The 21,136-nt window shown below is 58.0% G+C and carries 19 protein-coding genes and 1 pseudogene; 8 read left to right on the top strand and 12 right to left on the bottom strand.

What is annotated here, in order from left to right; genetic code table 11:
• The first annotated feature begins 29 nt into the window (after positions 1-29).
• Positions 30-1,457: a DUF2723 domain-containing protein gene (locus tag ABDX87_RS25010; RefSeq protein ID WP_346833614.1), complete on the top strand. Its 1,428-nt coding sequence runs from the start codon at positions 30-32 to the stop codon at positions 1,455-1,457.
• A 1,004-nt stretch (positions 1,458-2,461) separates the two neighbouring features.
• Here the strand turns inward: ABDX87_RS25010 and ABDX87_RS25005 are convergent.
• Genes ABDX87_RS25005 through ABDX87_RS24995 form a run of 3 tightly spaced genes read right to left on the bottom strand, consistent with a single transcriptional unit; the run spans position 2,462 to position 5,340 of the window.
• Positions 2,462-2,671: a DUF2945 domain-containing protein gene (locus ABDX87_RS25005; RefSeq protein WP_346830287.1), complete on the bottom strand. Its 210-nt coding sequence runs from the start codon at positions 2,669-2,671 to the stop codon at positions 2,462-2,464.
• Between the two features lie 16 nt (positions 2,672-2,687).
• Positions 2,688-4,547 (bottom strand): glycoside hydrolase family 15 protein, encoded by a 1,860-nt coding sequence (locus tag ABDX87_RS25000; RefSeq protein WP_346830286.1) that lies wholly within the window; start codon positions 4,545-4,547, stop codon positions 2,688-2,690.
• On the bottom strand, positions 4,540-5,340 hold the full coding sequence (locus ABDX87_RS24995) for an SDR family oxidoreductase (RefSeq protein ID WP_346830285.1): 801 nt from the start codon (positions 5,338-5,340) through the stop codon (positions 4,540-4,542). The genes ABDX87_RS25000 and ABDX87_RS24995 overlap by 8 nt, the downstream gene beginning before the upstream one ends.
• A 344-nt stretch (positions 5,341-5,684) precedes the next feature.
• On the opposite strand from ABDX87_RS24995, the gene ABDX87_RS24990 reads away from it, so the two are divergent.
• Positions 5,685-6,617, top strand: coding sequence for a LysR family transcriptional regulator (locus ABDX87_RS24990; protein WP_346830284.1), 933 nt, complete (start codon positions 5,685-5,687; stop codon positions 6,615-6,617).
• A gap of 240 nt (positions 6,618-6,857) precedes the next feature.
• Here ABDX87_RS24990 and pstB read toward each other — a convergent pair whose 3' ends face one another.
• The 4 genes from pstB to pstS form a co-directional block, all read right to left on the bottom strand.
• A complete protein-coding gene (gene pstB, locus ABDX87_RS24985) occupies positions 6,858-7,637 on the bottom strand; it encodes a phosphate ABC transporter ATP-binding protein PstB (protein ID WP_081567049.1) in 780 nt (259 codons plus the stop codon).
• A complete protein-coding gene (gene pstA / locus ABDX87_RS24980) occupies positions 7,637-8,515 on the bottom strand; it encodes a phosphate ABC transporter permease PstA (RefSeq protein WP_346830283.1) in 879 nt (292 codons plus the stop codon). Before pstA ends, pstB begins: the two co-directional genes overlap by 1 nt.
• A complete protein-coding gene (gene pstC, locus ABDX87_RS24975) occupies positions 8,512-9,507 on the bottom strand; it encodes a phosphate ABC transporter permease subunit PstC (protein WP_062387617.1) in 996 nt (331 codons plus the stop codon). The genes pstA and pstC overlap by 4 nt, the downstream gene beginning before the upstream one ends.
• A gap of 70 nt (positions 9,508-9,577) precedes the next feature.
• A complete protein-coding gene (gene pstS / locus ABDX87_RS24970; RefSeq protein WP_346830282.1) occupies positions 9,578-10,597 on the bottom strand; it encodes a phosphate ABC transporter substrate-binding protein PstS in 1,020 nt (339 codons plus the stop codon).
• 484 nt (positions 10,598-11,081) lie between these two features.
• Between pstS and ABDX87_RS24965 the strand changes: the two genes are divergently transcribed.
• From ABDX87_RS24965 to ABDX87_RS24940, 6 genes are all read left to right on the top strand, one after another.
• Positions 11,082-11,405: a hypothetical protein gene (locus tag ABDX87_RS24965; protein ID WP_346830281.1), complete on the top strand. Its 324-nt coding sequence runs from the start codon at positions 11,082-11,084 to the stop codon at positions 11,403-11,405.
• Positions 11,406-11,635: 230 nt separating this feature from the next.
• Positions 11,636-11,959, top strand: coding sequence for an antibiotic biosynthesis monooxygenase family protein (locus ABDX87_RS24960; RefSeq protein ID WP_346830280.1), 324 nt, complete (start codon positions 11,636-11,638; stop codon positions 11,957-11,959).
• Between the two features lie 226 nt (positions 11,960-12,185).
• Complete coding sequence (locus ABDX87_RS24955; RefSeq protein ID WP_346830279.1) at positions 12,186-13,517, top strand: OprD family porin; 1,332 nt, start codon at positions 12,186-12,188, stop codon at positions 13,515-13,517.
• A 109-nt stretch (positions 13,518-13,626) separates the two neighbouring features.
• The gene (locus ABDX87_RS24950; protein WP_431061178.1) at positions 13,627-14,046 is read left to right on the top strand and encodes a cupin domain-containing protein; all 420 of its coding nucleotides are present in this window, start codon (positions 13,627-13,629) and stop codon (positions 14,044-14,046) included.
• A 149-nt stretch (positions 14,047-14,195) separates the two neighbouring features.
• A complete protein-coding gene (locus ABDX87_RS24945; RefSeq protein WP_346830278.1) occupies positions 14,196-14,459 on the top strand; it encodes a hypothetical protein in 264 nt (87 codons plus the stop codon).
• A gap of 133 nt (positions 14,460-14,592) precedes the next feature.
• Positions 14,593-14,862, top strand: coding sequence for a hypothetical protein (locus ABDX87_RS24940; protein WP_346830277.1), 270 nt, complete (start codon positions 14,593-14,595; stop codon positions 14,860-14,862).
• 81 nt (positions 14,863-14,943) lie between these two features.
• On the opposite strand, the pseudogene ABDX87_RS24935 reads toward ABDX87_RS24940, so the two are convergent.
• From ABDX87_RS24935 to ABDX87_RS24915, 5 genes and pseudogenes are all read right to left on the bottom strand, one after another.
• A pseudogene (locus tag ABDX87_RS24935) lies at positions 14,944-15,347 on the bottom strand (type IV secretion protein Rhs); the annotation flags it as partial.
• Between the two features lie 89 nt (positions 15,348-15,436).
• On the bottom strand, positions 15,437-15,820 hold the full coding sequence (locus ABDX87_RS24930; protein ID WP_346830276.1) for a hypothetical protein: 384 nt from the start codon (positions 15,818-15,820) through the stop codon (positions 15,437-15,439).
• Between the two features lie 15 nt (positions 15,821-15,835).
• Positions 15,836-20,044 (bottom strand): RHS repeat-associated core domain-containing protein, encoded by a 4,209-nt coding sequence (locus ABDX87_RS24925; RefSeq protein WP_346830275.1) that lies wholly within the window; start codon positions 20,042-20,044, stop codon positions 15,836-15,838.
• A 5-nt stretch (positions 20,045-20,049) separates the two neighbouring features.
• Complete coding sequence (locus ABDX87_RS24920; protein ID WP_346830274.1) at positions 20,050-20,517, bottom strand: DUF1795 domain-containing protein; 468 nt, start codon at positions 20,515-20,517, stop codon at positions 20,050-20,052.
• Between the two features lie 33 nt (positions 20,518-20,550).
• On the bottom strand, positions 20,551-21,129 hold the full coding sequence (locus ABDX87_RS24915) for a hypothetical protein (RefSeq protein WP_346830273.1): 579 nt from the start codon (positions 21,127-21,129) through the stop codon (positions 20,551-20,553).
• Positions 21,130-21,136 lie beyond the last annotated feature (7 nt).

The following is a 21,136-nucleotide window of genomic DNA, read 5'->3' as shown; positions in this document are numbered from 1 at the left end:
GTAAGACAGGGACAGGAGTGCAGTTCATGATGGCAGCAGTACGTTATCGAGCGGCAACGGTGATTCCGTTGCTGCTGGTGATCGGGGCAATCATCGCCAGTTTTCTCGCCTCGAGCGGGCCGATTCAATGGATGGACAACGGCATCTTCCTCGCCGATGCGTCCCAAGGCGTGTATTTCAGCCAGACCCTGGGACCGCTCGACCATCCGCTTTACCTGTTCGTGACCACCGCGCTTTACGCCGGGTTCGGTCCGCTGGTGCTGAGTTTCATGAACTCGCTGCTGCTGATACCGCTGGCATGGGCCATGTACCGCCTGGCCAAAGGCGTGGGCGCCACGACGGAGCTTGCTCTGCTCTCCGCCGCCGCCGCGATCCTGTGCCATTGCGTGTTCTGGGTCTCGACCAAGGCAGAGGTTTACCTGTTGCACGCGGTACTCGTCACGCTGGCCTACATGCTGCAGTTCGATGAAAAGTTTCGCCTGGGCGCGTTGCAGAAGTTGTTCCTGATCGGCGTGTTGACCGGGCTTGCAGCGGCGATTCATCAATTGACCTTCATCGTGCTGTTTCCGCTGTACGTGCAACTGCTGTGGCAGCACAAATGGCGCACACTGATCACGCTGCCTGGGTTTGCACTGGGCTTCAGCGTGGCGTTCCCCGGCGTCGCCAACGAGCTGCGAGCTGGCGTCGGGCTTTACGACATCGGGCATCGCTACCTGATCGGCATTCCCGACCGCGCCATGGAACAAAGCTGGCAAGGGTCGCTGTTCCGCTTCGACGACATGTGGCACGAGAAAAACTCCGTCATGCTGTTGATGCTGTCGTTAATCGGGCCGCAATTGCTGGGGCTGGTGGTGTTCCCCAACAACCCGAAATTACGCCTGTTATGGTGCGCGGCGATGATGAACTTCATCTTCGCCGTCTCCTACAACGTCACCGATCGCTTCACCTTCTTCCTGCCGGGCGCCGTGCTGTTGAGCATACTCGGCGTGATACAACTGCAGGCCCTGCTGCAACGCACCGCAGCTGCGACGCTGGTCAATGCCTCTCCGCTGGCGGCGCCGGTGACCATTCTGGCGGTCTTCGCCATCTATTCAAGCGGCGTCGTCAATCTGCCAACCCACAAGGAAGCGTTGCCCTTCAGGGACGATATCCACTATTTCATGACGCCCTACCTGAGAGACCGCTCCGCCGAGCAGTTCGTCCTGAGCTACGAAAAATCAGCCCCGCAGGGATCACTGATCATCTCCGACTGGACCCCCAACGGTGCCCTGCGCTCGGCCCAGGCAGCGGGCGTCCTGCAGAACCGGACCTTTGAACTGTGCGAGGAAGTGGAAAACATTGACGCGTATCTGAAAGGACCTGGCGCGTACCTGGCGCGCACCAGTTATTGCGGAACAATCGCCGACCGGTTCGATTTGCAAACGTTGCCGGTGGGGTATGAGTTAAGGGCCAAGTAGCGCGTAATGCGTCTGCCCGCAGGGTGTGGGAGCGACACGATTCTGAGCTTTAATTCTGGCCGCAGGCTAAACGACACGTCTCAATGCTTTTGACTTCTGCCGCAGGCTGTAGGAGCGAGGCTTGTCCGCGATCTGGCGCGAAGCGGCAGTAAAGTCTGGTAACTCGGCGTGTCAGCAAGACCGCATCAGCCGGGTTTGCTGCCGGTGCCCGGCAGATCGCGGGACAAGCCACGCTCCTACGCCTTCGGCAGAAGCAGGCAAGCGACACGTTCTAGGCTTTTGATTCTGGCCGTAGGCCGTAGGAGCGTGGCTTGTCCCGCGATCTGGCGCGAAGCGGCAGTAAAGTCAGGTAACTCGGTGTGTCAGCAAGACCGCATCAGCCGGGTTTGCTGCCGGTGCCCGGCAGATCGCGGGCAAGCGCGCTCCTACACCTTCAGCAGAAGCGTGGGAGCGAAACGTTTCTATGCTTTTGATTCTGGCCGCAGGGCAAGCGACACGTTCTAGGCTTTTGATTCTGGCCGTAGGCCGTAGGAGCGTGGCTTGTCCCGCGATCTGGCGCGAAGCGGCAGTAAATTCAGGCAACTCGGTGTGTCAGAAAGACCGCATCCGCCGGGTTTACTGCCGGTCCCCGGCAGATCGCGGGACAAGCCACGCTCCTACGCCTTCGGCAGAAGCGGACCAGCGACACGTTTCAAGGCCTTTGATTCTGGGCGCAGGCGAACGACACGTCTCAATGCTTTTGACTTCTGCCGCAGGCTGTAGGAGCGAGGCTTGTCCCGCGATCTGGCGCGAAGCGGCAGTAAAGTCAGGCAACTTGGTGTGTCAGCAAGACCGCATCCCCCGGGTTTACTGCCGGTACCCGGCAGATCGCGGGACAAGCCACGCTCCTACGCCTTCGGCAGAAGCGGGCAAGCGACACGTTTTAGGCCCTTGATCTGGCCACTGGCCGTAGGAGCGCGCTTGCCGACGGTTGAAGCGCTACCAAACGCGCTCACCCAACATACTCACGCCTTCTCCAACGCCCCTTCCTTGTGCATCGCCAGATGCCCGGTCTTGTCGCTTTTGACTTCGTACTGCGGGTCGTCCTGCGACGCGGGGCGGTGGCGGCCCATGAATTCGCAGTCCTTGGTATGGACCTTGGTCACCTTACCTGTCACATGCCCGACATCAGAGTTCCAGCGTACGTGATCGCCGACCTTAAACGCGTGAGCCATGACACTTCTCCTCTGTTCAGGGCTGCCAGAGCGTCTGGCTGCCTTCGAGTTTGCGATCAAGAAAACTCGCCGCGCTGATCAGCGCCAAGTGACTCAACGCCTGCGGCGTGTTACCCAGATGGTGGCCGTGGGTGTCGAATTCTTCGGCATACAAGCCCAGCGGGTTGGCGTAGCGCAGCAGTTGCTCGAACTCGAGGTGCGCCTGCTCGATACGTCCGGCCCGCGCCAGGCACTCGACGTACCAGAACGAGCACGCCACGAAGGCGCCTTCGTCACCCTTCAGGCCATCCCCGTAATCGTCGTCGTTGCGGTAGCGGAACACCATGCCATCGCGCACCAGCGTGCGCTCGATGGCTTCCAGCGTCTTGATCCACTTGGGATCGCTGGCGCCGACGAACCTCACCAGCGGCATCAACAGCATCGACGCATCCAGGTTCTTGCTGCCCTTGTGCTGGACGAAATGCCCAAGTTCCGGGTCCCAGAAGTTTTCCCAAATGTCATCGTGAATCGCCTGGCGTGTCTTGTCCCACTTTTCAAAAGGTGCGGGCAGCGAACGTTTCAGCGACAGGCGCAACGCGCGGTCCAGCGCCACCCAGCACATCAGCCTGGAGTGCAGGAAATGCTGATCGTCCCCGCGCATCTCCCAAATGCCGACGTCCTTGGTGTTCCAGGTCTCGCACAGATCATTGACCAGCCGGGTCGCATGTTTCCAGCCTTCGTGGGAGATCGCTTCACCGTACTTGTTGGCCAGGTAAACTGCGTCCATCAACTCGCCGTAGATGTCGAGCTGCGTCTGCTTGTACGCTTCGTTGCCGATGCGCACCGGCGTTGCGCCGCCATAACCTGACAGGTGCTCAAGATTCTCTTCCGGAAGTTCTTCACGGCCGTCCAGCGCATAGAGGATGCCCAACCGGGTGGATTCTTCGCAGCAATCGCCCATGCGCTCGCGCACCCACTTCATGAAGTCGTTGGCCTCTTCGGTGTATCCCAGGCGCATGAACGCATAGACCGTAAAGGACGCATCGCGAATCCAGGTGTAGCGATAGTCCCAATTGCGCTCGCCGCCCTCTTCTTCCGGAAGTCCGAAAGTGGCCGCAGCGACGATTCCGCCGTGTTTGCGTGAGGTCAACAATTTGAGCGCCAGCGCCGAGCGATTGACCGTTTCGCGCCAACGACCCCGGTAGTTGGAATGCCGGCTCCAGTGCTGCCAGAAATTCACCGTGCTCTTGAGGTCGCAGTCGCATCGAGTGGCCTTGACCTGCTCGTCGTCTGCACCGCCCAGCATGAACTCAGCGATTTCGCCTTGTTCCATCTCAAACTCGGCGACGGCCGCCTGCCCTTCAATCGTTAAGGCCGTGGTCGCTGACAGGCGTAGGGCTGGTTGCTCAAGAGCAGTGAACAGCACGTCCTCGCCCGCCATCTGAGCCTGAGTGTCCGCACGGCCGTAATCGTGGCGCACCCGGCACAGCATGCGCACGCGCGCCGTGCCGTGGCGCACATGAATGCGACGGACCAGGCGCGGCAAGTCATCGACATCGGAGGCAATCGGCATCAGATCGGTGACTTCAACGACCGCATCCTTGGCGATCCAGCGGGTCATCAGGACGTTGGTTTCCGGCAAGTACAGCTGCTGCCGGCGGGCGTCGGGCAACAGCGGGGACAACTGGAAGATCCCGGCGTCCGGCGTGTCGAGCAGTGCACTGAAAATGCTGGGGCTGTCGAAATCGGGCCAGCAGCAGAAATCGATGCTGCCGGTGTCGGCGACCAGTGCGGCGCTGCGCATGTCACCGATGATGCCGTGGTTCTCGATGGGGTTCTGCGCCTCGTCGCGTAAGCCGTTCTGAGGCTGTTGAGGGTGTCCCGCAGGGTTAACCATTGTTGCGGAACTCCGGGTACAGGCTCATGCCACCGTCGATGAACAGCGTGGTGCCGTGGACATAATCGGACGCGTCGGACGCCAGCCAGACCACCGCATTGGCGACGTCCTCAGCTTCGCCAACACGCCCGTAAGGAATCAGCTCCAGCAGTTTCTTTTCAGCGTCACCGGACGTGGCCTTCGTGTTGATCGCGGTACGGATCGCGCCGGGCGCAATGCTGTTCACGCGGATCCTTTGCTCGCCGACTTCCTGAGCGATGCTGCGCATCAGCAGGTCCACCCCGCCTTTGGACGCCGCGTAATTGACGTGCCCGGCCCACGGAATCACCTGATGCACCGAGCTCATATGAATGATCTTGCCCAAAGCGCGGGAGACCTCGGGACGGATTTCTTGCCGGGCGAACTGGCGCAGGGCGGCCCGCGCGCAGAGAAACTGGCCTGTGAGATTGACGTTGATGACGGTGTTCCAGTCTTCCAGGGTCATCTCGGCGATGGGCGAATCTTTCTGCAAACCGGAATTGGCAATGAGGATGTCGAGCCTGCCAAAGGCCTTGATGATTTCGGCGAACAGCGTTTCGACCTCGTCCTCCTTCGATACATCGGCACCCACGGCAATGGCTTGTCCGCCTGCGGCACGTATCTGCTCAGCCAGCTTTTCAGCGGGTTCGGATTGCGAGTGGTAGTTGATCACCACGGCCGCTCCGGCGTCTGCCAGCCCTTTTGCCGCGCCCGCCCCTAGCCCTGAACTGGCGCCGGTGACCAGCGCAACCTGACCTTTCAAGGAAATCTGCATGGAATGTCGAGCCTCATGATGAGCGTTTCCATGCTGACTGACGAGGCTGGAAGGAAGTTCATTGGGATTGATCCCACGTGGGCGCAAGACCTGCATTAGACGACTTGAAGTCGCCGAGATCAGACGAACGCGGCGCCAGAGGAGCATGGATGCTGAATGACACAGCACATTCGCTGCCGTCGTCACCTCCGACGTCTCCTGGCGTTGATCCCCGCCTGATCGGTTAGCCCCTTGATTCACGAAACATTGGGTTGCGCTGGACGTGAACCAACGGCGATCCATAAACTGTTGCCCATCATTTCGTTACAAAATGGATGACACATGCCGGCCTACGGGGACGATGTATGAATCGCAATGAGCTGCGCAAGGCCGATATCAACCTGATGGTGGTGTTCGAAACCTTGATGCAGGAGCGCAACGTGACCCGTGCCGCCGAGAAACTGTTCCTCGGCCAACCCACGATCAGCGCCGCCTTGAACCGTCTCCGCGCGCTGTTTAACGACCCGCTGTTCATCCGCGTAGGCCACCGGATGGAGCCCACCGCGCGGGCCAACGAGATCATTCATCATCTGTCGCCAGCGCTCGACGCCATGTCCGTGGCCCTGAGCCTGACCCGGGATTTCGATCCGGCCAGCAGCGACATGACCTTTCGCATCGGCCTGTCCGACGACGTCGAGTACAGCCTGTTGCCGCCCTTGCTGCGCGCGATCCGCGAGGAAGCGCCCGACATTGTCATCGTCATCAAACAGGTCAATTTCTGGAATGTCTCAGATCTGCTCATGTCCGGTGAGATTACCGTCGCCGTATGCCTGACCCGCGAACTGCCGGCCAATGCCAAGCGAAAACTGCTGCGCACCATGCAGCCGATGGTCGCGCGGGCCGATGATTCGCAGGAACCGATCACGCTGGACGAATACTGCTCACGCCCGCATGTGGTGGTGTCTCATGTCGCCAATATTTCGAGCTTCGCGGATGAGTGGCTGGCGGCGATCGGACGCAAGCGCAAAGCGGTGCTGTCCGTGCCGCAATACAGCACGCTGCCGGCTCTCATGGCCGGCACGGACCTGCTGTGTAACCTGCCGGATCACTTGACGCTGGCGTTGAACAAGACGGGGATATTGCGAGGAGAGCCGCTGCCGTTCATCACGCCCAATCTGGAGCTGTCGATGGTCTGGCTGAGCGTGATGGACACCGATCCTGCAGAGCGCTGGCTGCGCAAACGACTGGAGCAGTTCATGGGGGATCACAGCACGATCATCCCTGCCCCGCTGGGATGAAACGCGAGTCGCCAAGCGCATGGCTTGAAACCCGATCCTGTAGGAGCGTGGCTTGTCCCGCGATCTGCTGCACAGCAGTCGTAAAACCTGGCGATACGGTAGTGTCAGTTTGGCGGCGTATGCAGGTGTTACTGCCGCTACGCAGCAGATCGCGGGACAAGCCACGCTCCTACAAAGACGGCCAGACACAACCCACGCGCTTACAGATGACGGCGTCCATGCCGTCAGTTGCCTACGGCATCAACCGAAACGACCGGTGATGTAGTCTTCGGTCTGGGTCTTGGACGGCTTGGTGAAGATGGTGTCGGTGTCGCCGTGCTCGATCAGTTCACCCATGAACATGAACGCGGTGTAATCCGAGCAGCGCGCCGCCTGCTGCATATTGTGGGTCACGATGACCACGGTGAACTGCTCTTTGAGCTCGGTGATCAGCTGTTCGATGCGGCCGGTGGAGATCGGATCGAGCGCCGAGGTCGGTTCGTCGAGCAGCAACACTTGTGGACGCAGCGCGATGGTCCGTGCAATGCACAGACGCTGTTGCTGACCACCGGACAGGCTCTGCGCGCTTTGCTTGAGCTTGTCTTTCACCTCATCCCACAACGCCGCGCCACGCAGGGCTTCTTCCACACGCTCTTCCATCTCGCGACGGGATAGTTTTTCGTGGTGACGCACGGCGTAGGCGATGTTGTCGTAAATCGACATCGGGAACGGGACCGGCTTCTGAAACACCATGCCCACGTGACTGCGCAGGCGGTTCATCGAATAGCCAGGGGCCAGGATGTTTTCGCCGTTCAGGATCACTTCACCCTTGGCTTCCTGCTTCGGGTACATCGAATAGATGCGGTTGAACACGCGCAACAAGGTCGACTTGCCGCAACCCGACGGACCGATGATTGCGGTGATGCGCTTCTCTGGAATGGTCATGTCGACCGATTTCAGCGAGCGATGACCGTTGTAGAAGAAATCGAGGCCGCGTACCTGAATCTTGGTTTTTTCGTCGGCAAGGGAAAGGTTATTCATCAGGATGCCTTATTGCGCAAAAGGAGAAGACGGGAGCTGAGGCTCAGCACCAGTACGAACAAGGTCAGAATCAAGGCACCGGCCCAGGCCAGGGAATGCCAGTCATCGAACGGGCTCATCGCGTACTGGAAGATCACCACGGGAACGCTTGCAATCGGTTTGAGAACGTTGCTGCTCCAGAACTGGTTACCGAAGGCGGTGAACAGCAATGGCGCTGTTTCGCCGGTGATGCGGGCGAGTGCCAGCAGCACACCGGTGACCACGCCCGCCTTGGCGGCGCGCAGCACGATCTGCAGGGTCAGCTTCCACTGCGGCACACCGAGCGCCAGTGCCGCTTCGCGCATGGTCGACGGTTGCAACTGGAGCATCTCATCGGTGGTGCGGACCACGACCGGAATCACCAGCAAGGCCAGGGCCAGCGCGCCGGCAATGGCCGAGAAGCCGACCTGATGGTTGGTCAGAGCGCTGACTGGCAGGATCACGGCGGTGTACACGAACAAGCCCAGCACAATCGAAGGCGCCGACAGCAGGATGTCGTTGATGAAGCGAACCGCGTTGCCCAGCTTGGAGTGACGGGCGAATTCCGCCAGCCAGATACCGGCCATCAGGCCGATCGGCGTACCGATCAACAGGCCGATGCCGGACATCAGGAAGCTGCCGTAAAAGGCGTTGGCCAGACCGCCGGCCGAACCCGGTGGCGGGGTCATGTCGGTGAACAGACGCAGGTTCAGTGCCTGGAAACCGTTGATGATGGTGGTCAGCAGGATCCACACCAGCCACAGCAAACCGAAGACGGTGGCGCCGCAGCTGAGGACCATCGCGATCATGTTCTTGAACGCGCGGGCCCGGTACAGGTTTTCGTTATCGGGCTTACTCATAGACCCTCCTTGCGCGACAGACGGGACAGCATCAGACGGGCAATCGCCAGCACGATGAAAGTGACGACAAACAGCAGGAAGCCCAACGCGATCAGCGACGAGCGATGCAGGTCGGTATAAGCCTCGCTGAACTCGTTGGCGATCACCGACGCAATCGAGCTGCTCGGCATCATCAGAGACGCGGAGAACTGGTGAGCGTTACCGAGCACGAAGGTCACGGCCATGGTTTCACCCAGTGCGCGACCCAAGCCCAGGAAAATCCCGCCGACCACGGCCGAGCGCGTGTAAGGCAGAACGATGTCCCAGACCACTTCCCAGGTCGTGCCGCCGAGGGCGTATGCCGACTCTTTAAGCGCGATGGGTACGCTGCGGAACACTTCGGTCATCACCGAGGTAATGAATGGCGTGATCATGATGGCCAGGACGATGCCGGCGGTCAGCATGCCGATGCCCAGTGGCGGACCCTGGAAGATCTGACCGATCAGCGGCAGCGCGCCGAGGTTGTCGTTGATCCAGGGCGCCATGTATTCGGCCATGAACGGGCCGAACACGAACAGGCCCCACATGCCGTAAATAATCGAAGGAATGCCCGCCAGCAGTTCGACCGCGGAGGCAATCGGCATCCGCAACCAGGGCGGCGCCACTTCAGTCAGAAAAATCGCGATGCCGAAACTCACCGGAACGGCGATCAGCAGCGCGAGAAAGGATGTCACCAAGGTGCCGTAGATCGGGACCAACGCGCCGAAATGGCCGTTGACCGCATCCCATTCAGTGCTGGTAAGAAATTCAAAGCCAAACGTTTTGAACGCCAGGGCACCGCCCCAGAGTGTCGAGCCGGCGATGCTCGCCAGCAATAGCAGCACCAACAGAGCCGCTCCCAGCATCGTGCGCCGGAACCAGGCGTCGTGTCGGTGATCGCGGGCCGCGCGTTTTTCGCTCTCGGATGTCACATCCGGAATCACAGCGGACATATATTGGGTGTTTTCAGTCATGGTGGGTCCACTCGCAAGGAAACCCTGTCACCGAGCGCTCGATGACAGGGGTAAGCCGGATAACGTCGAGTTACTTCTTGAACTCGGTTTTCCAGTAGTTTTCGATCTTGCTGACCAGCTCTTTAGGCAGAGGTACGTAGTCCAGCGACTCGGCTTGAGCCTGACCTTTTTCCAGGGACCATTTGAAGAAGTCGAACGCAGCAGCGCTCTTCTCGGCGTTCTTCGGTTCCTTGTACATGATGATCCAGGTGGTCGCCGTGATTGGCCATGCGTCAGCGCCCGGGGCGTTGGTCATGATCAGGTTGAAGTCTTTGGCGTCTTCCCACTTGGCAGTGGCAGCGGCTGCTGCGAAGGCCTTGGCGCTAGGCTCGACAACCTTGCCAGCCGAGTTTTCCAGCTTGGCATAGGAGATGTTGTTGGTCTTGGCGTAGGCGAACTCAACGTAACCGATCGAACCTTTGATCTGTTTTACGTAAGCAGCCACACCTTCGTTACCCTTGCCACCTACACCGACCGGCCATTGAACGGCAGAGCCTTCGCCAATCGCTGATTTCCAGTCCGGGCTGACTTTGGCCAGGTAGTTGGTGAAGTTGAACGAAGTGCCCGAGCCGTCAGAACGGTGAACGACGGTGATGTTGGTTTCAGGCAGCTTCAGGCCTTTGTTCAGTGCAGCGATCGCTGGATCGTTCCACTTGGTGATCTTGCCCTGGAAAATGTCAGCCAGGACCTTGCCGCTCAGTTCCAGCTTGCCAGTTTCGATGCCTTCCACGTTGATGACCGGAACGATACCGCCGATCACGCTAGGGAATTGACCCAGCTTAAGCGAGTCCAGCTCTTCGGCTTTCATAGGAGCATCGGAAGCGCCGAAGTCCACGGTTGCCGCCTTGATTTGAGCGATACCACCGCCCGAACCGATGGACTGGTAGTTGATCTTGGTATCAGTGCTCTTGCTGTAGTCGGTCGCCCATTTGGAGATGACAGGGAAAACGAAGCTCGAACCAGCACCAGTGACGTCCGTAGCGTGTGCCATTCCAGTCAGGCACATCGAAGCCAGCAGGAGCGACAGGCGTGTTTTTGTCAGCAGATTCACGGCAATACCTCAGCAGAAGAATTTGTGTTGTGCGGTCACAGTTGAAGACCCGATGCAGATTTAAAACCCGAAACATTTCTGTTTGATGACAGTCTTTAGACACCAGTCGAAATTAGCCTCGTGATGTAGGTGATTTCCTACAGGCTGTAAAAACAAAACCCCCGTTTTCATTGAAGAAAACGGGGGTTGTCTACTTCGGGGGAATTTAATATCAATGCGCCACATCGAGCACAAATATGCGGTCTACAGGCCCCATTCTCGGTTCAATTGTGACAATCAGAAGGCAAAAGGACCGCCCCGCACGCTCGGGTTTCCTCGGCAGCGTTTATTTCGCGATGGCCTCTTTCGTCAGATTTGTTTCGAGGTTTTGCGGCCTCTGCTTTTTTCAGCCATCACGAACAGATGACCGTCTGTCGGCAAGACTGCACGTCTGCTGACGGCCACCAGACCAATGTGTATCCACGACAACAAAGGGATTCACATCATGATCAAGTCAAAACTGACCGCGCTGACCCTGGCCAGCCTCCTCGCCGTCGCGACGGGTTCCGCTTTCGCGGGCTCCACGGGGCCGACCGACCCGGTCGATTCGAACACCACTGGTCCACGCACCAGCAGTCAGGGTCCTGACACAGACGGCACCCCTAAAACCGGAAACAGTTCCACACCCGGCACCAAGGGCATGGGCAGTTCGAACGGCAATGGCACTGCCGGTCAGGGTGGCGGCATGAGCAACGATAATGGCATGGGCGGCAGCGGCGGCGGTGGCGGCACCAGCGGCGGCAGCGGTGGATCCAGCGGCAGTAAATAATTCTACGCCCTCTCACACGCTCCCCTATCGAGCTTGATTACGACAGCGCACTGTCATCCCGCACACGGGGTTGAATCCGCTAAAACCGTGAGCAAGCTCGATCATTCATTCCTGACTCCCTCTCCTTGATTGGTCTCCTGGTCAATTGCTCTATTGGATACTGGCAATTGCGCCGGTCCCCACTAATATGGCAACGGTTGAGAACGATCTCGGTGCGATGGAGAACCTGCATGACCCCGGAAAACCAGGAAGCCAGCAATACGGTCCGAATTTACGCAGCCCACGGCCGCTCGCAAGAGCTGGGCGAATACTTGAACACAGTCGTCAGCAACCTCCAGCGCCTCCCCGGTTGCCAGCACAGTGCCCTGAGCCAGGATGAAAACGACAGTGACGTGTGGGTAATCAGCGTTCAGTGGAAATCCTGCCAGGCCATGTCCGAACACTTTGCTAAACCGAGCAATGAAAACCTCAACGGCCTGCTCACCAATCGTTTCGTGCGCCAGGTGGCGTTCGAAAGCGACATCGAACGGTGCAGCCTGCCGGGTACGCGCTGATCGTCGGAAACGCAGTGCCATGGATGAACCTCCACTTTAGAAAAACGGGTTAATTGCCTGTTAACTAAACCAATCGTCAGAAAACCTGCCGTTGGCGTGTTGATTGCGCGCGTAAAGTGGCGAACTGAAAATCACCGATTATCCTTTGCGTCTTGCGGGCCAGTTGGCGTTATTACTGATTGAAGTAATAGCAAGCTGCCTCAAAGACCCTAGAGGTAATGCCATTATGAGAGTGATAAGCCTGAGCCTGATCGCCCTGGCGGTTTCAGCAGGATATGTCCAATCCGTAGAAGCAGAACCCTTCGTCAGTGATCAGGCCGATGCCAAAGGCTTTGTCGAAGACGCAAAACTGAATGTGCTGTTACGCAACTATTACTTCAATCGCGACGGCAAGAGTGGCGCTGGGGACCGACGGGACTGGTCCCAGGCGGCCATGGCCAACTTCAGTTCCGGCTTTACGCCGGGCACCGTCGGATTCGGCGTCGATGCTTACGGTTGGTACGGCCTGAAACTGGATGGCGGCGCCGGGCATTCGGGCACCGGCAACATCCCGGTGGACAGCAGCGGCAGTCCGGAAGACGAGTTTTCAACCGCAGGTGGCGCCCTTAAAGCGCGCCTATCCAAAACCGAACTCAAATGGGGAACCTTGCAACCCACCGCACCGGTGTTCGCAGCGGGCGGTACACGGCTTTTCCCGCAAACCGCGACGGGCTTCAGTCTCCAAAGCAGTGAAATCACCGGCTTGGACCTTGAGGGCGGACACTTCACGGCCGGCAACGGTCCACAACACACCAGCGCAAGCAATGAGCTGTTTGCCAGTTATGCCAACGTCACGACCAACAGCGTCGATTTCGTTGGCGGCAAGTACGCGATCAATGACGCCCTCAGCGTCCAGTTGTACGGATCGGAGTTTGAGGACATCTGGCGACAGTATTACGGTAACGCCAACTATGTACTGGCCATGCCGAGCGATCAGTCGCTGACGTTCGATTTCAACATTTACCGCACGCTCGATGAAGGCCAGGCCAAGGCGGGCAGCATCGACAACACCACGTGGTCATTGGCTGCGGCCTATAACTTCATGGCCGGTCACACCTTTACCCTCGCCTACCAGAAAGTCCATGGGGACGAGCCGTTCGACTATGTAGCGTTCGGTGATAACGGCCCGGGCACGACCGGCGATTCGATCTTCCTGGCCAACTCCATTCAGTACTCCGACTTCAACGGCCCGGGCGAGAAATCCTGGCAGGCGCGCTATGACCTGGCCATGAGCGCCTACGGTATTCCGGGGCTGAGTTTCATGGCCCGCTACGCCAACGGTCGCGACATCGACGGGACCAAAATGGCCGTCGACAGCCCCTACCGAGCCTATGGCTACGGCGAAGACGGCAAGCACCACGAAACCAACCTGGAAGCCAAGTACGTGATACAGGACGGGCCGGCCAAAAACCTGTCGTTTCGTATCCGTCAGGCGTGGCATCGCGGCAACGCCGACCAGGCCGAGGGTGACCAGAACGAGTTTCGCCTGATCGTGGATTACCCCATTTCAGTCCTGTGAAGTACCCGATTTGAAATTGGCCTCATGATCTTTCCCCAGATTGGCGGTGTGACGGATGGGCACGCAGGCATAGCGTGTCATCTATCACTTCGTTCACTGAGGACCGATCATGAACCCGATCAGATTGCTCGCAGCCAGCCTGTCTTGCCTGACCCTTTCGCTGCCAATGACATTCAACGCGCAAGCCCACGATGCCGAACACGAGAAAGTCACCGTGCTGGAGACTCACCCGATGCTCAACGCGCCGGGTAAAAAAGCCACGGTGCTGACCGTCGACTACAAACCCGGGCAAGTGTCCATCCCCCATAGCCACAGCGGCAGTGCGATTGCCTATGTGCTGGAGGGCGAGGTGATTTCGCGGGTCAACGACGGCAAAGCGATCACTTACAAGGCCGGTCAGACCTGGTACGAGCCTGCCGGTTCGAAGCACTACGAATCCAGAAACGCCAGCACCACCCAGCCGGCAAAACTGCTGGTGTTCATCCTGCTGGACGACAACGGGGAAATCCTGACGCCCCTGCCTAAATAACAACCCCTGATCCATCGTGTGCCGCTCTGGCGCGCGGCACCGCTGGTCAGCGCGAGTGTTTCAAAACCTAAACATTCTTCCATCGGTGTCGATAAGCCATCAGTAGAGCCCGAAAGGTGGGCTGGACTTGATCAGTGAAAGGCACAGGTATGCACGACATTTTTCTCTTGGTAGAACACGGCCGCGATCATGGCGAAGTTTCTGTGATTGGCTGGTTCGATGACGAACGCGCAGCGAAAGACACCGCAGAAGCCATGGAGTGGAAAGCATGGCGCGAAGAGTCCAAGCGCCAGCATCAATGGTCCAGCCAGCCGCTGCTGCCACCCAATGAAACCTCACACCGACGTTTCTGGGTCAAAGGCATCTCGAAATTTACTCACACACCGGCGCCACGGTCCTGGGCGGTGCATTGACCCATTGCGGACTCGGTCACTTTTCCCGAGTGCCCGTATTGTTTTAATGACCGCAAGGCAAGATGATATCCATCCATTTTTTGATGACTGTGATTCCCCTTCCCGTCGTACGACGGTCATTAGGAGCAACTCGATGGACCCGGCCGCAAAGGATAACCGCGCCGAGGACGGAACCGACCCCGCCTCTGATTTTGTTCAATCCATACTGTCCGCACTTCCTGACCGGGGGCACGACGCATCGACCCGATCGGCTCAGCGCCGCTGGTATGAATCCTTGTCCGAGCACGACCAGATGTTGGTACGGGACAAGCTGCGTGAAGAGATCGCGCGCATTCGCGGCGAATTCGGTAAAAAACGCGATGCCTCCTCGATCTCAGCGCTCAGGCTGCGGGACCACGGGTAACGGCGCCGGGGCGTCGCGCTTACCTGCTGAAAACGTACAAAACATGGTCCTATTGGCTTGAGTTTTAACGATGGTAAGCCGGCGCTTGATGCGGTTGTCTTTGACCGGTCAAGCTGGCTGGTGTTGAAGTTCAAACAGTTCGCGGCAGCGTCCTATCGGAACTGTTCACTATCGACGAGCTTGCCTGTGTCGCGGCTGTGTAGTTAGCCGTTCGCTTCGTATTCGTATTCGTACTTGATCTCGCCGCGCAGTTTGTCGAGGGTGCGGATGAGTTCGCCGGCCGGGTCGTATTCGTAGCGGCGGTGGATCGGGTTTTGCGCGTGTTCGACCAGCAGGCTGTTGTCGCCGGGGTTCAGGATCTGCGAAAGCTTTTCAGCCGGCATCGTCGATGCGAACTGCCAGCGTTTGCGACCCATGGCGTCGTAACCGAAGCAACTGGTGAGTTTGCCTTGGGTGCGAAGGACCTCGCGGTGCAGGTCGTTGCGCCCTTAAACATCACCAGAAGTCAAGCAAACTCTATATTAAGAGATACAACACTGACGCGCTATTAAACGACCGAACATGGTCTAACCTGCTATACAATAAAATCCACTTGACTACCGCTAAACATATGGTGCAGCGCTTTTTTTAAACTGAGGTAATTTATGGAAAGCTCATTATCATTCGGTAAAAACTCCGCAACAATACTTGAGCAGCCATAAAACTCCGTAAACTCAGGTTTCACTACTATCTCCAGCTTATTCAACCTCAAAATTACCTTGGCTATAACTCCGGACTTCTCATACTTAGCTTGATCTGTCAGAAGGCCAATTCCATCATCTACGCTAGCGTTATCTTCGTCGTCTAGACGCGTAATAATTAAGAAATTATCTGGATCTTCGGCATCATCCCCCAATGCAACGGTTAAAACTTCGTCTTCTTTATAGCATTTTATCGCCGAGGCGAGGAATTTCTTCATTGATATTTTTCCTTATTAACCACAACTTGACATAGGTAGTTTCTTGGCGCCTTTCGCTTTGGCATTCCATGTTTCTGCAGACTCTCCCTTGCCGGCTGGCCACTTATACTCCACATCTGCCCCCGTAGCGCCTTTAAAGCTATTCATCTTACCTTTACAGCTATTGCAAGGAGGGTATTCTCCTTCAATAACGAGTCGATCACCTGCCACTGCTTGCGGATGTAGTTCACGGGTAATCCTCGCTTCAGTATGAGTTGCAAGTGTGCTTTTTGGAAAACCTAGCGCAGCCTCGTCTGGCGTCATGTTGCCACTGCGCCAAGCTCCGGTCGCCTTTACGTTTCCTTCACTATCATAAAGCGTGGCGATGGCGTTGTGTGTACCTTTACCCGAACTAAATGAAAGACCCAAGGGGTCAATGTAGTCGATGGGATTTAAGACATATTGGTAAACGTGGATCCCACCACTTAGTCCAATCGGATCCTGCGTAATAAACCGTCCCACCTGCGGATCGTAATACCGAAACGTGTTGTAGTGCAGCCCTGTCTCGTCGTCGAAATACTGACCCTGAAACCGCAGATTCTGCTCGACGTCGTTGACGGCAAACGTTTCAACCTCGCCCCAAGCCTTGTACGTCGCCTGCCAGACAATGCTGCCATCAACGTCAGTCATTTCCAGCGGCGTGCCGATTTGGTCGGTGTGAAAGTAGTAAAGCTTTTTCTTCTCTTCACCTTCGTTTTGGTCCACTCGCGCCAGCGGTGCATAGCTACCAGGTTCGTAGACATAAAGACTGCTCTGCCACGGCGTTTCTTCGCGCAGCATTCGCAGACCTTGCCAAAGGAAATGCTTGTGTTCGGTCTGGCCGTCAATTTCGGAGGTTTTCCCGACTCTTCGCCCAAGGCTGTCGTAGCGGTAGGTGCCGACGCTCTGAAGCTTGCCGTTAACCAGCATTTCAGCTTTGACCAAACGGTTTTCGCAGTCGTAACTGAACGTCTGCAGCTTGCTCAGCCCTACCCGCTTTTCAATCAGGTTGCCCCACGCATCGTAGGCATATTCCTGGTCGCGCCAGCGCTTGATGCGGTTGTCTTTGACCTGATCGAACTGACTGGTGTTGAAGTTCAGCCTGTTCGCCGCAGCGTCGTACCTGAACTCTTCGCTATCGGCGAGCTTGCCTGTGTCGCGGCTGTGCAACTGACCGTTGGCTTCGTATTCGTATTTGATCTCGCCGCGCAGTTTGTCGAGGGTGCGGATCAGTTCGCCGGCCGGGTCGTATTCGTAGCGGCGGTGGATCGGGTTTTGCGCGTGTTCGACCAGTAGGCTGTTGTCGCCGGGGTTCAGAATCTGCGAAAGCTTTTCAGCCGGCATCGTCGATGCAAACTGCCAGCTTTTGCGACCCATGGCGTCGTAACCGAAGCAACTGGTGAGTTTGCCTTGGGTGCGAAGGACCTCGCGGTGCAGGTCATCGCGCTCCATGTCGCTGATGAGCAGGCCGTCGAGGTTTAGTTGGTGCAGGTGACCGCTGCCGTAGTACAGGTGATTGAGGTGTTGGCCTGTCGGTAAGGTCAGCGTGGTCAGGTTGCTCAGTGGATCGTATTCGTAGTCCAGGGCGCCTTGGGGTGTGGTCTCTTTGATTAGCCGGCCCAGGAGGTCGTATTCGAACGAGAGTGTTTCTTCGCCGACGCCGAGTTTTTTACCAATCGATGTAGGCAAGCGCGCGATGGACAGCAGGCGATCACCTTCGTCGTAGGTGTAGTCCTGACGTGCATCATCGTTGAGCTTGGCAAGCAAACGCCCAATTGTGTCGCGCTCAAACTCAGTGCTGCGCTGTGGACGTTCGGCCCGCTCGCCATAGCCGATTTCATCGACCCGCGTCAGATGCCCGCCCACGTTGTAGCTGAAACGGCGTGTCAGGTTGTCGATGCGTTTTTCTTCGATCAGGCGATCTGAAGCATCGTAGGCAAACTGATAGGCCGTGTTGTTTTCGTTAACCAGTGCGGTGAGGCGGATGGCTTTGTCGTACTCGTATCGAATGCGCTGACCTTTAGCGTCCTGTCGGCTGCTGGGTAATCCGCGAGCGGTGCGCAGTAAACGCGTGGTCTGGCCCTTGCCATCGGTGTGCGTCAGGACCTGGCCGAGGGCGTTGTAGGTAAAGGACTCTGCAGTACCGTCTGGGTGATCGATTCGCAGCACTTCGCCGTCGGGTTTGCGTTCGAGCTTTGTCGTTTGATTCAGCGCATCAGTGACCGCGATCAGGTGAGCGCGGTCGTCGTAGGTGTAGAAGGTGCTTTTGCCTGAGCAGTCCTGAAAACGCTCCACCTGCGCGAGGCCGTTCCACCACAGGTATTTGGATTTGTGCGTTGCGTCGATGATAGTGTGCGGCAGACCGTCGTCGCTGTTGAGGTACTCGGTTTTGTGGCCGAGTGCATCGATTTCGGCGATGAGGTTGCCCTTGTCGTCGTAGCGCGCCTTCCAGACGCTGCCGTCCGGGTACGAAACCGACGACACCAGCGTGGTCAGGTGGTGATAGGCGTATTTGACACTACGGCCCAGCGGGTCAGTTTCCTCAATGAGTCGGGAATATTCGTCGTATTTGAGCTTCAGGCGATTGCCGTCCGGCAGCGTCAGGCCGGTCATGTTGCCGCTGTCGTCTATGTCGATCTTGTAGTGTTCGCCACCGTAATCACGGCTGGCGATGACGCGATGATCTGCGTTGTAGTGGACTTCCAGCTCACGGCCCAGCACGTCGGTCGCCCATGAAGTGCGCTGTTTGAAGTCGTAACGAAAGTGAAAGTGCTCGCCGTCACTGGTCCAGTGCTCGACCACGCGAGGCTGGCTATCGAGAATTTCCCAACGGTAGTTGCAACTCAGCCCGAGCGCGTTGCTGTGGCTGGCCATGACGCCTTCGGCGTAGCTGAAGCGGCGCATCGAATCGCCGTTCCGATTGATCACCTCAGTGAGCTGACCGTTGTCGTCGTAGCGGTATTGAACGAGGGTTTCAACGGCTTCGTTGTCGGCAACGCGTCTGACATCCGTCAGGCGGCCCAGCGGGTTGTCGTAATGCAGGTGCACACGAGTGCCACCCGTAGCACTGATGTCGGTGAGCACCCCATCGACCGTGCGGGTGAAATGCAGAAAATGGCCGAGTGCGTTTTCGATGCGCTGTAACGGCACGGCGGTGTTGTCGTCCGGGACCTCACCGAAGTAGAAAAAGATGTTGTCGAGGGTTTGCAGCAGGTAGTGACCGCCCTCGGTGCAGACCAGATAGACCTGCTCGTGAGGGTTGTACACCCGCTCACCCGGCTGCACGTTAACGAAGGGAACGCTGCGGCCCTGATTGTCGGTGAGATAGACGAAGGACCCGCTTCTGCGAAGGCTCTGTTCCCATGGCAGGACCCAGCCGCGCCCCAGGATGCTGTCGACGGTCAGGTCACTGGCATAGAAACGCGACCACTCAATCGGCATCAGGCCCGGCAGACTGAAGTCGGTTTCATCGGGAATAACTTTGCGTCCGGTGGTCAGGTCAACCGGATTACCCGTCAGCCCACCAATCGCACCCTCGATGGCCGGGCCGACGACGTAGCGACTGGCAACTTCGCCCGCAACGAAGCCTGCGGTGAATTTCATGACGCACGGCATGATGGCTTTCATGCCCGCTTGACTGCCGGCCTTGATGAGCTGAGCGATACCGCCCGCCGCACCGGCGACGGCCATCAATATGTCTACCGTTGTGCGCAGCCAGCCGGGGATCTCATCGTCAACCGGCAGATACCGCTGAGTGCCGCCTCCAATGAGCACGTTGTCCGAGCCGCTGGAGATGGTCGCGCCACAGGTGATCTTGTCGCCCTTACGCGCCGCCGCCGTGCCGTTGATGAATACGTTGGTCGAACCTTCGGCAACCTGAACCGGACCCGGATGCTTGCTGCATGCTCCCAGACTCAGCGCAACGTGCGCCGCCTGCCTGCTGTTGACGAAAACATTGGGTGAGGCTGTGACGATCGTTCCGGAGGGCGATGAGAACATACTCCCTATCGCCTCCCCTGCGGCAGTGAGCAGGCTACCTCCTATGCCTGCTGCAAGGCCCGCCAGAAGAGCGACGCCGAATCCGCAAGTAAAGGTCGCAATGGCGACGGTCGCAACGAGTGCGATCCCCAGCGCAGCGCCGATGAGGAATCCCCCAAGCGCGCTGGTGTGTGAAATGTCGTCGCCGAACCGGGCTGCTTCGAACATGAGCGTTACTCCTGTTCGTTGGAGTCGGTCGTGGCCGGAGTGTGATGACGAGGCTGGAAGCTGGACAACAGGTTTTGCCAGTCCTCGTTCTGCTGGGCACTGAAGTCAGCCTGAGCGGTGGTGGAGAAAATCAGCGCACGGCCCGGCTCGATCAAAAATGCGGCCTGGCGCTGAAAGAAAGGTCGTCCTTCGTTCATGTAATAAGCGTCGATCTGCACGCCGTCGATGGGCGCAATGGTCGACAGGGACACTGCTTTTTTGCCCAGCAACGTGTAGCCACGCAGCTTGGAAGCCAGCATTTTTACCTGGCGGTCCACATAGGCATTGAGGAGCTCTGAGGGCAGCAGGTTGTCCCGTGAAATGGTGATGCTCAAGGGCGCCGGAATGCTTGCGCCGAGCACAAACATGTTGACTGTGCGATCTTGAAATCCCTGTGGCAGCGCAACACTGCCTTCCTGCAACTCATAGTCCATGTGAAATTCATTCCTGAAATCAGTAAATCGGGTTCAGCGGGTCACCATGCCTGAGAGCATGTTGTCGAAGTCGACGAGCCAAAGGCTCAGGCTGGGTTTGACCGGGTCAATCACGCACGAGAGGCTAAGCCACTGGGATGCTTGTCGTTCAGCCACCGGAACAATGCTGCCCACGAGCCTGCCATGTCGTTCCGCGTGCCCCATTGTGAAGTGAAAATCCACGGCTTTCGCGGCGCTACCCGCGAGTGTGCAGTCACGCTCACGGATGATCCGTAACTGGGGATAAAGCTTGCGGAAGGTCTGCATCGCTTCGTCCATCAGTCCGCTCAGCGTCGCGCCCTCACGCACGTCTCGACGCTTGATCGTCAGCACCACAGGCTCGCCTTCGTGCTCGATGGTTGTCTGGATATCTCGAAAGCTGAAGCCTTCAGGCAACGACAAGTCAAAGCCGCCAAAGCTGAACCGACTGGGCGTGTCGCGCAGAGGCGCGACGGGGTCTGGCTCAGGTTCAGTCTCTATTACGGGCGGAGGGCTTTGCTGTTCAACACGCGCCGCCTCTTCAAGCGCCAGGCGTCGCTCGGAGATACGGTCATAAATACTGGTCCTTGTCATCCGTTAC

The sequence above is a fragment of the Pseudomonas abietaniphila genome, assembly GCF_039697315.1.
Taxonomy (GTDB): domain Bacteria; phylum Pseudomonadota; class Gammaproteobacteria; order Pseudomonadales; family Pseudomonadaceae; genus Aquipseudomonas; species Aquipseudomonas abietaniphila_B.
Note: the sequence above shows the minus strand (reverse complement) of the source record. Positions and strands in the feature narration are given on the sequence as shown.

Coding starts and splice junctions, on each gene's coding strand:
- pstB (WP_081567049.1), bottom strand. CDS start 7,637: ATGAATAACCTTTCCCTTGCCGACGAAAAAACCAAGATTCAGGTACGC.
- ABDX87_RS24930 (WP_346830276.1), bottom strand. CDS start 15,820: ATGAAGAAATTCCTCGCCTCGGCGATAAAATGCTATAAAGAAGACGAA.
- ABDX87_RS24955 (WP_346830279.1), top strand. CDS start 12,186: ATGAGAGTGATAAGCCTGAGCCTGATCGCCCTGGCGGTTTCAGCAGGA.
- ABDX87_RS24965 (WP_346830281.1), top strand. CDS start 11,082: ATGATCAAGTCAAAACTGACCGCGCTGACCCTGGCCAGCCTCCTCGCC.
- ABDX87_RS25000 (WP_346830286.1), bottom strand. CDS start 4,547: ATGGTTAACCCTGCGGGACACCCTCAACAGCCTCAGAACGGCTTACGC.
- ABDX87_RS24960 (WP_346830280.1), top strand. CDS start 11,636: ATGACCCCGGAAAACCAGGAAGCCAGCAATACGGTCCGAATTTACGCA.
- pstA (WP_346830283.1), bottom strand. CDS start 8,515: ATGAGTAAGCCCGATAACGAAAACCTGTACCGGGCCCGCGCGTTCAAG.
- ABDX87_RS24995 (WP_346830285.1), bottom strand. CDS start 5,340: ATGCAGATTTCCTTGAAAGGTCAGGTTGCGCTGGTCACCGGCGCCAGT.
- ABDX87_RS24945 (WP_346830278.1), top strand. CDS start 14,196: ATGCACGACATTTTTCTCTTGGTAGAACACGGCCGCGATCATGGCGAA.
- pstC (WP_062387617.1), bottom strand. CDS start 9,507: ATGACTGAAAACACCCAATATATGTCCGCTGTGATTCCGGATGTGACA.
- ABDX87_RS24915 (WP_346830273.1), bottom strand. CDS start 21,129: ATGACAAGGACCAGTATTTATGACCGTATCTCCGAGCGACGCCTGGCG.
- ABDX87_RS25005 (WP_346830287.1), bottom strand. CDS start 2,671: ATGGCTCACGCGTTTAAGGTCGGCGATCACGTACGCTGGAACTCTGAT.
- ABDX87_RS24950 (WP_431061178.1), top strand. CDS start 13,627: ATGAACCCGATCAGATTGCTCGCAGCCAGCCTGTCTTGCCTGACCCTT.
- ABDX87_RS24925 (WP_346830275.1), bottom strand. CDS start 20,044: ATGTTCGAAGCAGCCCGGTTCGGCGACGACATTTCACACACCAGCGCG.
- ABDX87_RS25010 (WP_346833614.1), top strand. CDS start 30: ATGGCAGCAGTACGTTATCGAGCGGCAACGGTGATTCCGTTGCTGCTG.
- ABDX87_RS24920 (WP_346830274.1), bottom strand. CDS start 20,517: ATGGACTATGAGTTGCAGGAAGGCAGTGTTGCGCTGCCACAGGGATTT.
- ABDX87_RS24940 (WP_346830277.1), top strand. CDS start 14,593: ATGGACCCGGCCGCAAAGGATAACCGCGCCGAGGACGGAACCGACCCC.
- ABDX87_RS24990 (WP_346830284.1), top strand. CDS start 5,685: ATGAATCGCAATGAGCTGCGCAAGGCCGATATCAACCTGATGGTGGTG.